The sequence below is a fragment of the Microbacterium alkaliflavum genome (genome assembly GCF_044325405.1).
Taxonomy (GTDB): domain Bacteria; phylum Actinomycetota; class Actinomycetes; order Actinomycetales; family Microbacteriaceae; genus Microbacterium; species Microbacterium alkaliflavum.
In genome coordinates this window covers 650,079-662,077 of sequence record NZ_JBIQWL010000001.1, presented here as the reverse complement: position 1 = coordinate 662,077, position 11,999 = coordinate 650,079, and the positions used below count along the sequence as shown (strand labels likewise).

The 11,999-nt window shown below is 70.3% G+C and carries 10 protein-coding genes; 2 read left to right on the top strand and 8 right to left on the bottom strand.

Annotated features, from left to right (window positions below; genetic code table 11):
- Window positions 1-73 precede the first annotated feature (73 nt).
- Both ACH3VR_RS02815 and ACH3VR_RS02810 read right to left on the bottom strand, forming a co-directional pair.
- The gene (locus ACH3VR_RS02815; protein ID WP_396639227.1) at window positions 74-1,354 is read right to left on the bottom strand and encodes an alpha-hydroxy acid oxidase; all 1,281 of its coding nucleotides are present in this window, start codon (window positions 1,352-1,354) and stop codon (window positions 74-76) included.
- Between the two features lie 16 nt (window positions 1,355-1,370).
- Entirely contained in the window at window positions 1,371-2,084 is a 714-nt protein-coding gene (locus ACH3VR_RS02810) for a FadR/GntR family transcriptional regulator (protein ID WP_396639226.1), read from the bottom strand.
- Window positions 2,085-2,172: 88 nt separating this feature from the next.
- On the opposite strand from ACH3VR_RS02810, the gene ACH3VR_RS02805 reads away from it, so the two are divergent.
- Window positions 2,173-3,015: a DUF1295 domain-containing protein gene (locus ACH3VR_RS02805; protein WP_396639225.1), complete on the top strand. Its 843-nt coding sequence runs from the start codon at window positions 2,173-2,175 to the stop codon at window positions 3,013-3,015.
- On the opposite strand, the gene ACH3VR_RS02800 is transcribed toward ACH3VR_RS02805, so the two are convergent.
- The 5 genes from ACH3VR_RS02800 to ACH3VR_RS02780 all read right to left on the bottom strand — a co-directional run bounded on the left by ACH3VR_RS02800 (window position 3,012) and on the right by ACH3VR_RS02780 (window position 9,246).
- Window positions 3,012-3,659: a thymidine kinase gene (locus tag ACH3VR_RS02800; RefSeq protein WP_396639224.1), complete on the bottom strand. Its 648-nt coding sequence runs from the start codon at window positions 3,657-3,659 to the stop codon at window positions 3,012-3,014. The genes ACH3VR_RS02805 and ACH3VR_RS02800 overlap by 4 nt on opposite strands.
- A gap of 32 nt (window positions 3,660-3,691) precedes the next feature.
- Window positions 3,692-5,731 (bottom strand): DUF2207 domain-containing protein, encoded by a 2,040-nt coding sequence (locus ACH3VR_RS02795; RefSeq protein ID WP_396639223.1) that lies wholly within the window; start codon window positions 5,729-5,731, stop codon window positions 3,692-3,694.
- Between the two features lie 25 nt (window positions 5,732-5,756).
- Window positions 5,757-7,229, bottom strand: coding sequence for a malate:quinone oxidoreductase (locus ACH3VR_RS02790; RefSeq protein WP_396639222.1), 1,473 nt, complete (start codon window positions 7,227-7,229; stop codon window positions 5,757-5,759).
- 92 nt (window positions 7,230-7,321) lie between these two features.
- Entirely contained in the window at window positions 7,322-8,392 is a 1,071-nt protein-coding gene (locus tag ACH3VR_RS02785; RefSeq protein ID WP_396639221.1) for an aspartate-semialdehyde dehydrogenase, read from the bottom strand.
- Window positions 8,393-8,508: 116 nt separating this feature from the next.
- The gene (locus tag ACH3VR_RS02780; RefSeq protein WP_396639220.1) at window positions 8,509-9,246 is read right to left on the bottom strand and encodes an NRDE family protein; all 738 of its coding nucleotides are present in this window, start codon (window positions 9,244-9,246) and stop codon (window positions 8,509-8,511) included.
- Window positions 9,247-9,307: 61 nt separating this feature from the next.
- On the opposite strand from ACH3VR_RS02780, the gene coaBC reads away from it, so the two are divergent.
- Window positions 9,308-10,519, top strand: coding sequence for a bifunctional phosphopantothenoylcysteine decarboxylase/phosphopantothenate--cysteine ligase CoaBC (coaBC, locus tag ACH3VR_RS02775; protein WP_396639219.1), 1,212 nt, complete (start codon window positions 9,308-9,310; stop codon window positions 10,517-10,519).
- Window positions 10,520-10,676: 157 nt separating this feature from the next.
- On the opposite strand, the gene ACH3VR_RS02770 is transcribed toward coaBC, so the two are convergent.
- A complete protein-coding gene (locus ACH3VR_RS02770; RefSeq protein WP_396639218.1) occupies window positions 10,677-11,963 on the bottom strand; it encodes an aspartate kinase in 1,287 nt (428 codons plus the stop codon).
- Window positions 11,964-11,999: the final 36 nt, after the last annotated feature.

The window sequence follows — 11,999 nt, the reverse complement described above, 5'->3', positions numbered from 1 at the left end:
GCCGATACGAGTTTCGCGGTGCGAGGCGTATCGGTTCGTCGAGGCTGTATCGGCTCGCGGCAGGGAAAGGACGTCAGGCCTGCACGCGGGGCTTGCCGCCCGCCGTCGCCTCCGCGGGGGCGCCCGCCAGCGGCAGGAGGCGCGTGAGCTGCGTCACGTGCTGCGGACCGAGCTCCTCGAGCGACGAGACGCCCAGGAGCTGCATCGTGCGCTCGATCTCGCCGCGGAGGATCGCGATCGTGCGGTCGACGCCTTCGCGCCCACCTGCCATCAGGCCGTAGAGGTAGGCGCGGCCGATGAGCGTGAACTTCGCGCCGAGGGCGATGGATGCCACGATGTCGGCGCCGTTCATGATGCCCGTGTCGACCATGATCGTCGCGTCCCTGCCGACCTCGCGCACGACGTTCGGCAGCAGGTGGAACGGGATCGGGGCGCGGTCGAGCTGGCGCCCGCCGTGGTTGGAGAGCACGATGCCGTCGACGCCGAGGTCGACGAGACGCTTCGAGTCCTCGACGTTCTGCACGCCCTTGACGACGATCTTGCCGGGCCAGATCTCGCGGATGACCGCGAGATCCTCATAGCTGATCGTGGGGTCCATGGCGGCGTTGAGCAGCTCGCCGACCGTGCCGCCCGTCGTCGACAGCGAGGCGAACTCGAGCTTGGGCGTCGTGAGGAAGTCGATCCACCACCACGGCCGCGGGATGGCGTTGATGATCGTGCCGAGCGTCAGCTGCGGCGGGATCGAGAAGCCGTTGCGCTTGTCGCGCAGACGCGCGCCGGCGACCGGCGTGTCGACCGTGAACATGAGCGTGTCGAAGCCCGCCTCGGCGGCACGACGCGCGAGGCCGTACGAGATCTCGCGGTCGCGCATGACGTACAGCTGGAACCAGTTGCGCCCGTACGGGTTGGCCTTCTTCACGTCTTCGATCGACGTCGTGCCGAGCGTCGAGAGCGTGAACGGGATGCCGGCGGCCCCGGCGGCCGAGGCACCCGCGATCTCGCCCTCGGTCTGCATGAGGCGCGTGAAGCCCGTCGGCGCGATGCCGAACGGCAGTGCGGAGGGTCCGCCGAGGATCGTCGTCGACATGTCGACGCTCTCCGCGGGCCGCAGGATCGACGGGTGGAACTCGACATCCTCGAACGCCTGGCGGGCGCGCGCGAGCGACAGCTCGCCCTCGGCGGCGCCGTCGGTGTAGTCGAACGCCGCCTTCGGGGTGCGGCGCTTGGCGATCGTGCGCAGGTCGGCGATCGTGAGGGCGCTCGACAGGCGCCGGCGCTTGCCGTTGAGGTCGGGCGCCTTGAACTTCATGAGCTCGAGGAGCTCGGACGGGACGGGCAGCTGGCGCTGAACCATGGGGTGGATCCTCTCGTCAGCCGCGGGTGAGGCCCGCGGCGGCGTAGTAGCCGGTGATGTGGTCGTGGACGAGCGATCGCGCGAGGTCGGCCTCGCCCGAGTCGATCGCCTGGAGGATGTCGCGGTGCTCCGTGCGCAGGCGCGCGGCCGCGGCATCCCAGTCCTCGATGCGTCTGGCGCCCGCCTGCACGTACGACTCGATCGCCGTGCGCAGGCCCGCCATGGAGGCGCCGACGACGGCGTTGCCCGACGCGTCGGCGAGTCCGAGGTGGAAGTGGGCGTCGAGGGCGAGGAACTCGTCGGCCGTAAGCGTGCGGTCCTCCATGGCCCGGAGCGTCGCCCGCACGTCGGCGAGATCGTGCGCGCCGTCGGTGGCGAGGTGCCCCACGACCCACTCCTCCAGCAGGAGGCGGGTCGCGACGACGTCGGCGAGGGGGAAGCCTTGCGCTGCGACCTGCAGGCGCAGGAGGGCCGCGAGGCCGCCCCGCGGAGTGGCGATGATGATCGCGCCGGAGGTGGGGCCCGAGCCCGTCGCGGTGCGGATGAGCCCCATGACCTCGAGCACGCGCAGCGCTTCGCGCACGCTCGAGCGGCCGACGCCGAGGGTCGCGGCGAGCTCGCGCTCGGGAGGCAGTCGGTCACCGGGGGCGAGCCGGCCTTCCAGGAGGTCGCTCTCGATCTTCTCGAGCACGACGCGCCACGCCCGGGCGGGTGCGGTGTCGGCAGCCACAGTGCTCCTTCTCGCAATGGTCTGACCACACTACACGCAGTGGTCAGACCACGCAATCCGGAGCCTCACGCGCCGTAATCTGTTGCGCATGGATCCCCTCCTCCTCGTCCTCATCGTCGCGGGCGTGACGTGTGCCTTCTGCTGGATCGCGTCGCTCATCACGAAGGACACCTCGTGGGTCGACCGCATCTGGTCGATCGTGCCGGTCCTCTACGTGTGGATCTTCGCGATCTCGGCGATCGGCGCGGGGATCGACGGCGTCCGGCTCGTCGTGATGGCGCTCCTCGCCACGGCGTGGGGTGCGCGCCTCACCTTCAACTTCGCCCGCAAGGGCGGCTACACGGGCATGGAGGACTACCGCTGGGCGATCCTGCGCGGCCGCATGCGGCCGTGGCAGTTCCAGCTCTTCAACGTCTTCTTCATCGTGCTGTACCAGAACGCCCTGCTCGTGCTCATCACGCTTCCGGCATACGTCGCGTGGCAGCATCCCGCGCCGTTCACGGGATGGGATGCCGCCTTCGCGGCGCTGTTCGCCGCGTTCCTGGTCGGCGAGTTCGCGGCCGATCAGCAGCAGTGGGACTTCCACCAGGCCAAGAAGGCCGCCGGCGGCACGCTCGAGCCGGGCTTCGCGACATCGGGGCTGTTCCGCTACAGCCGGCACCCCAACTTCTTCTTCGAGCAGGCGCAGTGGTGGGTGTTCTACGCGCTGGGAGCTGTCGCAGCCGTGGCATCCGGTCTCGGATTCTGGGGCGGCGCGCTCAACTGGACGATCGCGGGCGCGGCATTGCTGTCGCTCCTGTTCATCGGCTCCACGATCTTCACGGAGTCGATCACGGCCGCGAAGTACCCCGCCTACGCGGAGTACAAGCGCACGACGTCGATGCTCGTGCCCCTGCCGCCGCGCCGGCGCCCGGCCGAGGCGACGGCTTAGCCGAGCCGGCCGCCCGATTCCGCGAGGTAGTCCTCGGCGCAGAGCGCCTCATAGGTGACGCGCTCGGTCGTGAGCTCGTCGATCGCCACCTGGTCGCCCTCGAACACGAAGCGCCCGCCGACCAGGCGCGCGTTGAACAGCGCCTTGCGACCGCAGCGGCAGATCGTCTTGAGCTCCTCGAGGCTGTGCGCGAGCTCCATCAGCCGGCGCGATCCGGGAAAGGCGCGCGTCTGGAAGTCGGTGCGGATGCCGTACGCGAGCACGGGCACGCCGTCGAGCACGACGATGCGCAGCAGGTCGTCGACCTGCTCACGCGTGAGGAACTGGGCCTCGTCGATGAGGAGGCATGCGACGTCGACGGGATGCTCGTCGGCTTCGGGAATGAGGGATGCCGCGGCCTCGCGCCGCACGCGAGCGCGATGCTCGGCGAACACGGCGCGCAGGTCGTCGCCGGGCGCGACGAGGAAGTCGACGGGACGCGTCACGCCGAGGCGGCTCGAGATCTCGTCGGCGCCCTTCGTGTCGATCTCAGGCTTGGCCAGCAGCACATGCTGACCCCGCTCCTCGTAGTTGTACGCGGCCTGCAGCAGGGACGTCGACTTGCCGGAGTTCATCGCCCCGTAGCGGAAGTAGAGCTTGGCCACCAGGCGAGTCTAGAGGCGGGCCGATCCCGCGCTCATCGCCCGCCGAAGCCTCCCCCGCCCCCACCGCCGCCCGAGAAGCCGCCGCCGCTCGAGCCGCCCGACGACGACCAGCTGCTCGAGAAGGATGAGCTCGACGAGCTCGACGAGCCGCCGCTGGACACGGGTGTCGCGGCGAGGTGCCCGATGGAGCGCGAGGCATCGGAGAGGGAGTCGGTGCGGATCGAGTCGAAGAGGGCGAGACGCGACGTCGTCACCTCGATCACCGCCGCCGACCGGATGACCTCGATCCACTGCCGCTCCATGCCGAACAGCACGGCATACGGGAGGAGCCGCTCGTACAGGTTCACGACGTCGACGCCCGGGCGATCAGCCGCATCGCCGAAGGCGCGGCGGCCGCTCGAGACGAGGTCGGCCGTCTGCGGCGACTGCGCCGCGCGCAGGCGGTCCTCCTCCGCAAGACGCAGGTACTCGCGGATGCCGTCGAGGTACGTCTTGTGCCTGCCGCCGGCCCGCGTGAGCGTCGTCTTGGGCATCGAGAAGAACGGCAGGAGGATGAACGCCCCGAAGGCGCTGACGATCGACAGCAGGTTGATCCAGCCGCCGAGCACCCCGAGATCCGTGAGCACCGACGGAACACCGCTCTGGAGGAACAGCAGCAGCATCGCGACGATGAAGCCGCCGAAGGTCAGGATCCCCCGCACGACGCCGACCCAGCCCGGCGTCTTGCCGCGGTAGCCGCGGTCGACCGTCGCGTCGTCGATGCGCCGCACATAGGTGACGGCACGGACGGGCGGGTTGGAGGCGAACTCGCCGAGGTCGACGCGGTCGCCGGGCGCGGCATCCTTTCCATACAGGGTGGTGATGATGCGGCGGTCGTCATGCTCGAGACCCCCCGTGTCGCGGAGCACGACGCTGAAGTCGTCGGGCTCCGCGCGGTCGCCCTTCGCCGTGATCTCGACCTTGTCGCGCACCGCAAGGTCGACGACGTGGGCGGCGAGCGCGCGCGCCGGCACGCCGAGCACACCGGCCGAGAGGGTCGGCGACTCGTCGACGGGCGGCGTGTACTGCACGACGACCGGGGAGTCGTCGGGGTTCCGCCGCAGGAACGCCTTCATGACCAGGATGAACACGAGGCCGCCGAATCCGGCGAGCAATCCCAAAGCGGGCAGGACCCACTCCCACCACGGATAGGGCGGAGGCGGGGGCGGCGTGGGCGCGGCGAAGGTGCGCTGCGCGAAGCCGATCGCGGCGGTCATCGCCTCGTCGGGGCCGAACTCGGTGTCGGTCGCCGTGAACAGGACGGCGCCGGGCGCGGCATCCCTCCCGCTCTGCGAGAAGGCCCACGCCGAGACGTCGTCGGGCCACGCGACGTCGGGTTGCGGTCCGTCGATCTCGCACCGGTTCGTGGCGCCGACCGGCCCGCGGTAGCAGAACACGCGGCCCGCCATGAGGCCGTCGGCGGCGTCGCCGGCGACGTGCACGCTGGCCGTCACCGTGCCGAACGGCTGCGCGTGGTCGGTGCTGAGGACGTCCCAGTAGAACTCGTCGGCGCCCGTGTCGGCGTAGCGCAGCACGACGTCGTGCATCGTGTACGAGATGACGTACGTCTGCTGGCCATGCACGTACGAGTCGTCGCCCGTGAGCACGTAGACGTTGTCCTCGTCCTGCTCGGTCCACCAGGCGATGGGCGCGCCACCCGCCCCCGTCACGTTGACGACGGACGTGCCGAGATCGATGCCCGATTCCGACAGCGGGATGCGCCGCACTATCCCCTTGTTCTGGTCGGCTTCGGGGAACCGGGCGACGATCGTCTCGGTCGTGTACAGCTCGGACTCGCCGTCGGCCGCGCGCACGAGCCAGTAATCCGCGGTCAGCGAGTCGTAGGTGAAGTCGTCGACCCCGGCGCGCACGGCGGTGTCGAGGGATGCCGCGGCTGGCGCGGCCGTGGCATCCATCCCGATCGCACGTGCGGTGGGCTCTGCCACTGCCGACGCAGCGGGCGAAGCGACCAACGCCAGAACACCGGCGAGCACGACGACAGCCGACGCGCGCGCGGCGGTGCTGAGCCCCATCGGGCCAGCGTAGCGGCGCGGACGACTAGGCCGTGAGGGCGAGCGCCTCGGCGGTCTCGGTGAGGGTCTCCTCGGCGACGGCGGGGCGCGGGTTGAGCGTCTCTCCGTAACTCGGGATGAGCTCCTTGAGCGCGGGCTGCCAGCCGTCGATCTGGTCGGGGAAGCACGACTTCAGAAGACCGAGCATGATCGAGACGGCCGTCGACGCGCCCGGAGAGGCTCCGAGCAGGCCCGCGATCGAGCCGTCCTGGGCCGTGACGACCTCGGTGCCGAACTGCAGCACGCCGCCCTTCTTCGGGTCCTTCTTCATGACCTGGGCGCGCTGGCCGGCCTGGATGAGCGTCCAGTCCTCGTCCTTCGCGGTCGGCATGAAGATCCGCAGGCTGTCGACCTTCTTGGCGTGGTTCTTGACGAGCTCGCCGAGGAGGTAGGTGATGAGGCTCGGGTTGTCCCACGCGACCCTGAGCATCGGCCCGAGGTTGCCGGGGCGCACCTGGGTCACGATGTCGAGCATCGAGCCGTTCTTGAGGAACTTCGGGCTGAACGTCGCGAACGGTCCGAACAGGAGGGATGCCTCGCCGTCGACGACGCGCGTATCGAGGTGCGGCACCGACATGGGCGGAGCGCCCACCGACGCCTGCGAGTAGACCTTGGCCTTGTGCTGCGCGACGAGCGACGGGTTGGTGGTCTTGAGGAACTGGCCGCCGATCGGGAACACGCCGTACCCCGAGATCTCGGGGATGCCGGAGCGCTGCAGCAGCTTGAGCGCCCAGCCGCCCGCGCCGACGAAGACGAACTTCGCGTTGGTCGTGCCGGGCGTGCGACCGATCGTGTTGCGCCAGCTCACGTTCCACGTGCCGTCGGCGAGCTTCTTGAGCCCCCGGACCTCTCGGTTCGTGACGACCTCGGCGCCGCGCGCCTCGAGTCCATCGAAGAGCTGGTGCGTCAGCGCGCCGAAGTCGACGTCGGTGCCGGCGGGCACGCGCGTCGCGGCGAACGACTCGCCCGCACGGCGCTTCTGCATGAGCAGCGGCGCCCACTGGTTGATGACGCGCGAGTCCTCGCTGTACTCGATGCCGGCGAACAGCGGCTCCTGCTTGAGCACCTCGTAGCGCTTGCGGAGGTACTCGACGTCCTTGTCGCCGCGCACGAACGTCATGTGGGGCGCGGAGTTGATGAAGGTCTTGGGTGCGTCGAGCACGCCCTTCTCGACCAGCGACGACCAGAACTGACGACTCTGCTGGAACTGCTCGTTGATCGAGATCGCCTTGGCGGGGTCGAGCGTGCCGTCGGAGCCTTCCGGCATGTAGTTGAGCTCGCACAGCGCCGCGTGGCCCGTGCCCGCGTTGTTCCACGCGTTGGAGCTCTCGAGGGCGACGTCGGAGAGTCGCTCGTAGACGACGATCTTCCAGTCGGGCTGCAGCTCAGAGAGGAGGGTTCCCAGGGTGGCGCTCATGATGCCGCCACCGATGAGCAGGACGTCGACCTTTTCTGTCACCAGATAAGTTTAGGCGCCGCGGGGTTGCCGCCCGGACCTCTGGGCCCCGCTGAAGCGTCAAACTCCGCGGTTCTTATCGCGGGCGAAAGGCCTCAGGCGGTGACGCCGAGGTTCGCCGCGACGACCTCCGCGATCTGCACGGCGTTGAGGGCCGCGCCCTTGCGCAGGTTGTCGTTGCTGATGAAGAGCACGAGGCCCTTGCCCTCGGGGGCCGACTGGTCGGCGCGGATGCGGCCCACGTAGCTCGGGTCGCTGCCGGCGGCCTGCAGCGGCGTCGGCACCTCTTCGAGCACGACGCCGGGGGCGCCGGCGAGCACCTCGCGGGCGCGCTCGGGGGTGATGTCGCGCGCGAACTCGACGTTGATGCTGAGCGAGTGGCCCGTGAAGACGGGGACCCGCACGCACGTGCCGGCGACGCGGAGGCCGGGCAGCTCGAGGATCTTGCGGCTCTCGTTGCGGAGCTTCTTCTCCTCGTCGGTCTCGTTGAGACCGTCGTCGACGAGGTTGCCCGCGAACGGGATGACGTCGAACGCGATCGGCGCGACGTACTTCTCCGGCTGCGGGAAGTCGACGGCCGAGCCGTCGTGCACGAGGTCGATCGCGTTCGGCTGTGCGACGACGGCCTCGATCTGGCCGAGCAGCTCCTGCGCACCGGCGAGCCCCGAGCCGCTGACGGCCTGGTAGGTCGACACGATGAGGCGCTCGAGGCCGGCTTCGGCATCCAGCACCTTCAGAACCGGCATCGCGGCCATCGTCGTGCAGTTGGGGTTGGCGATGATGCCCTTCGGCGGGTTCGCGATCGCGTGCGGGTTGACCTCGCTGACGACGAGCGGAACCTCGGGGTCCTGGCGCCACGCGCTCGAGTTGTCGATGACGACGGCGCCGGCCTCGGCGAAGCGGGGCGCGTGCGCACGGCTGCCGGTGGCGCCGGCCGAGAAGAGTGCGACGTCGATCCCCGACGGGTCGGCCGTGGCGACGTCCTCGATGATGACGGTCTCGCCGCCGAACTCGACGGCGGTGCCGGCGGAGCGGGCCGTCGCGAACAGGCGCAGCTCGCGGATCGGGAAGCTGCGCTCGGCGAGGATCTCGCGCATGACGGTGCCCACCTGGCCCGTGGCGCCGACGACGGCGACGGAGAGTCCGGAGTCTGAGATGCGGGTCATGGTGATCCTCGTTCGTTGCGACGGCGTGCGGCTGCCGGGCTGTGCAGGGTTTGCCCGATTCTACCGGGCGACATATGCGCCACGGAGCGTGTGACGACCGCCGGGCATCGCAGGATTCACGCCAAGGTCAGGGCGTTCCAGTGTCCGGGCTCGTCGAAGGCCCCGTATGCGACTTCGACCCCGTCGGGTCCGATCGTCGCGGCGCACATCAGGAGAGACAGCGTCGGATACCCCAGCGGCCGGTTGTCGCGGATGATCGCGCGATCGTCGGTGGGCGGGAGATCGGCGGATGCCTCGAGCAGAGCGAACCACGGAGCGAACCAGTCGATCGGGGCGGCGGCATCCCCCTGCGGGCTTTTCGCGTGGGCGTCGGCGAACGTCGTCAGCCAGTGCGCGATGCGCGGCGTCGCTTCGTCGTCGACGTCGTCGTGCGCGATCATATGCGTCCCGGGCTCGAGTCGAGCGGTGCGGAGGGCGCCGCCGTCCCACGTCGTGACCACGACGCTCGCACCCTCGACCTCGACGAGGTTGAAGCCGTGCGTCGGGGGTCGCTCGCCGGGCGCGCGGCCCGCGACGGCCTCGAGCACGACTCCCCCGCGGGACTCGAGGCCCTCCTCGGGCAGGTCTTCGATGTCTTTCCGGTTGAGCAGGACCGCGAGGCGTCGCGAGTCGGCGTCGGCGGCGAGCCACGCTCCCCCGGCGCGCGCATCGCGCACGCCGACGACGCCCGGGTAGGTGTCGGGCCACCACGGACCGACGGGATCCCACGGCCGCCCCGGATCCTCGTCGCGGACGGCGAGGAGTCGGACGGGGTCGTCGGCGGCCTGGGGCACGTGGACGATCACGGTGCACATTGTTCTGGCGCCCTTCTGCCCGATACCGCTCCGGATCAGCGCCGCGTGGGAGGATCGGGGAATGTTCATCGTAGTCGGCGTGACGGGTGGCATCGCCGCCTACAAGACGGTTCAGCTCGTGCGCCTCCTCGTGACCGGCGGACACGACGTGCATGTCATCCCCACGCAGGACGCGCTGCGCTTCGTCGGGCTCACGACGTGGGAGGCCATCAGCCGCAACCCCGTCACGACGTCGGTGCACGAGGACGTGTCGGAGGTGCGCCACGTCGCCCTCGGGCGCAAAGCAGACCTCATCATCGTCGCACCGGCGACGGCCAACACGCTCGCCTCGATGACCGCGGGCCTCGCCGACGATCTCCTCGGCACGACTCTCCTCGCGACGTCCGCGCCCGTCGTCGTGGCACCCGCGATGCACACCGAGATGTGGCGCCACCCCGCGACGGTCGCGAACATGGCGACGCTGCGCGATCGTGGAGTGCACGTCGTCGGGCCGGCCGACGGGCCGCTCACGGGCGGCGACAGCGGGCCGGGACGCATGTCGGAGCCCGAGGACATCGTGGCGTTCGCGTTGGCCCTGTTCACGGGCGACCTCGACGGTCTCGAGGTCGTCGTGTCGACGGGCGGCACGCGCGAGCCGATCGACCCCGTGCGCTACATCGGCAACCGTTCGAGCGGGCGTCAGGGCGCCGAGGTCGCGGTCGCGGCGGCGGCGCGCGGCGCGCACGTGCGGCTCGTCGCGGCGCATGTCGACGGCGGAGTGCTCGACGAGGCATCCCGTCACCCTCGCATCGAGGTGACGCGAGTCGGAACCGCCGCTGAGCTCGGGGCTGCCGTGACTTCTTCCGCGGGCGACGCCGACGTCGTCGTGATGGTCGCCGCCGTGGCCGACTACCGCGTCGCCGAGGTGTCGGACAGCAAGCTGAGCAAGGAGGACGGGCCGCTGCAGTCGATCGCGCTCGTGCAGAACGACGACATCCTCGCGGGGCTCGTGGCATCCCGGCGCGCGGGGCAGACGGTCGTGGGGTTCGCGGCCGAGACGGCGACGGACGGCGCGGAACTCCTCGCCCGCGCGCGCCGCAAGCGTCAGCGCAAGGGCGTCGACCTGCTCGCCCTCAACGAGGTCGGCTGGTCGGCGGGGTTCGAGGCATCCGACAATCACATCGTCGTCATCGGCTCCGACGACGAGGTCGCCGCAGAGGCATCCGGAACCAAGCGCGAGGTCGCCGACGCCCTGTGGGACGCCGTCCTCGCCGTGCGGGACGCACCGGCCTGACGTTCGATGCGCCGATCTGCGTCTGTCGGACGGGGATGCCGTTCAGTTGCGACGAATGGCGCCCGGCCCTGCGGATCGACGCAGGTGAAAGTGTGGGATGCCGTTCAGCTGCGGCGAATGGCACCCGGGCCTGCGAATCGACGCAGGTGAAAGCGACTCAGCGGCCGGAGCCGGCGTAGACGGTCGCGTCGGCGTCGCCGTCGAGCCCGTAGGCGCGGTGCACGACGCGCGCGGCGGCGGCGAGGTCGTCGCCGCGCACGACGACGGAGATGCGGATCTCCGACGTCGAGATCATCTCGATGTTGATGCCCGCGACGCTCAGCGCCTCGAACAGCGTCGCCGAAACGCCCGAGTGCGTGCGCATCCCGGCGCCGACGACCGACAGCTTGCCGATCTGGTCGTCGTGCACGAGGCTCTGGAACCCGACCTCGGACTGGTCGCCGGCGAGCGCCTTGAGCGCGGCGGCGGCGTCGCCCTTGGGGAGCGTGAAGGAGATGTCGGTGCGGCCCGTGGCGGCGGCCGACACGTTCTGCACGATCATGTCGACGTTGGCGCCCGACTTCGCGACGATCTTGAAGATCTCCGCTGCCTTGCCGGGAACGTCGGGCACGCCGATGATCGTGATCTTGGCCTGGCCGAGGTCGGTCGCGACTCCGGCGACGACGGGCTCTTCCATGGGACCTCCCTGGTCGGGGCGCGACGTGCGCTGCTTCTCGTTGAGGACGTACGTGCCCTCCCCCGAGCTGAAAGTGGAGCGGGCGTGGATGACCACGCCATGGCGGCGCGCGTACTCGACAGCGCGGATGTAGAGGACCTTCGCGCCGTTGGCCGCGAGCTCGAGCATCTCCTCGCTCGAGATGCGGTCGAGCTTGCGCGCCTTGGGCACGACGCGGGGGTCGGCGGTGAAGATGCCGTCGACGTCGCTGTAGATCTCGCAGACGTCGGCGTCGAGCGCCGCGGCGAGGGCTACAGCGGTCGTGTCGGAGCCGCCGCGGCCGAGGGTGGTGATGTCGCGGGTGTCGCGATTGAAGCCCTGGAAGCCCGCGACGATGACGATGGCGCCCTCGTCGAGCGCCTCGCGCAGGCGCACCGGCGTCACGTCGACGATGCGCGCCGACCCGTGGTCGGCGGTCGTGATCATGCCGGCCTGGCTGCCCGTGAACGAGCGCGCCTCGAAGCCCATCGAGTGGATCGCCATCGCGAGCAGCGCCATCGAGATGCGCTCGCCGCTGGACAAGAGCATGTCGAGCTCGCGCGGCGCCTGGATCGGCGCGACCTGCTGGGCGAGGTCGAGCAGCTCGTCGGTCGTGTCGCCCATGGCGCTCACCGCGACGACCACCTCGTGGCCGGCGCGGCGCGTGTCGACGATGCGCTTCGCGACCCGCTTGATGCTCTCAGCGTCGGCGACGGACGAACCGCCGTACTTCTGGACGATCAGCGCCACGATGGAACTCCCCGGGATGCGCCGCCGCTCGGATCG

Coding starts and splice junctions, on each gene's coding strand:
- ACH3VR_RS02815 (WP_396639227.1), bottom strand. CDS start 1,354: ATGGTTCAGCGCCAGCTGCCCGTCCCGTCCGAGCTCCTCGAGCTCATG.
- ACH3VR_RS02805 (WP_396639225.1), top strand. CDS start 2,173: ATGGATCCCCTCCTCCTCGTCCTCATCGTCGCGGGCGTGACGTGTGCC.
- ACH3VR_RS02795 (WP_396639223.1), bottom strand. CDS start 5,731: ATGGGGCTCAGCACCGCCGCGCGCGCGTCGGCTGTCGTCGTGCTCGCC.
- ACH3VR_RS02785 (WP_396639221.1), bottom strand. CDS start 8,392: ATGACCCGCATCTCAGACTCCGGACTCTCCGTCGCCGTCGTCGGCGCC.
- ACH3VR_RS02780 (WP_396639220.1), bottom strand. CDS start 9,246: ATGTGCACCGTGATCGTCCACGTGCCCCAGGCCGCCGACGACCCCGTC.
- coaBC (WP_396639219.1), top strand. CDS start 9,308: ATGTTCATCGTAGTCGGCGTGACGGGTGGCATCGCCGCCTACAAGACG.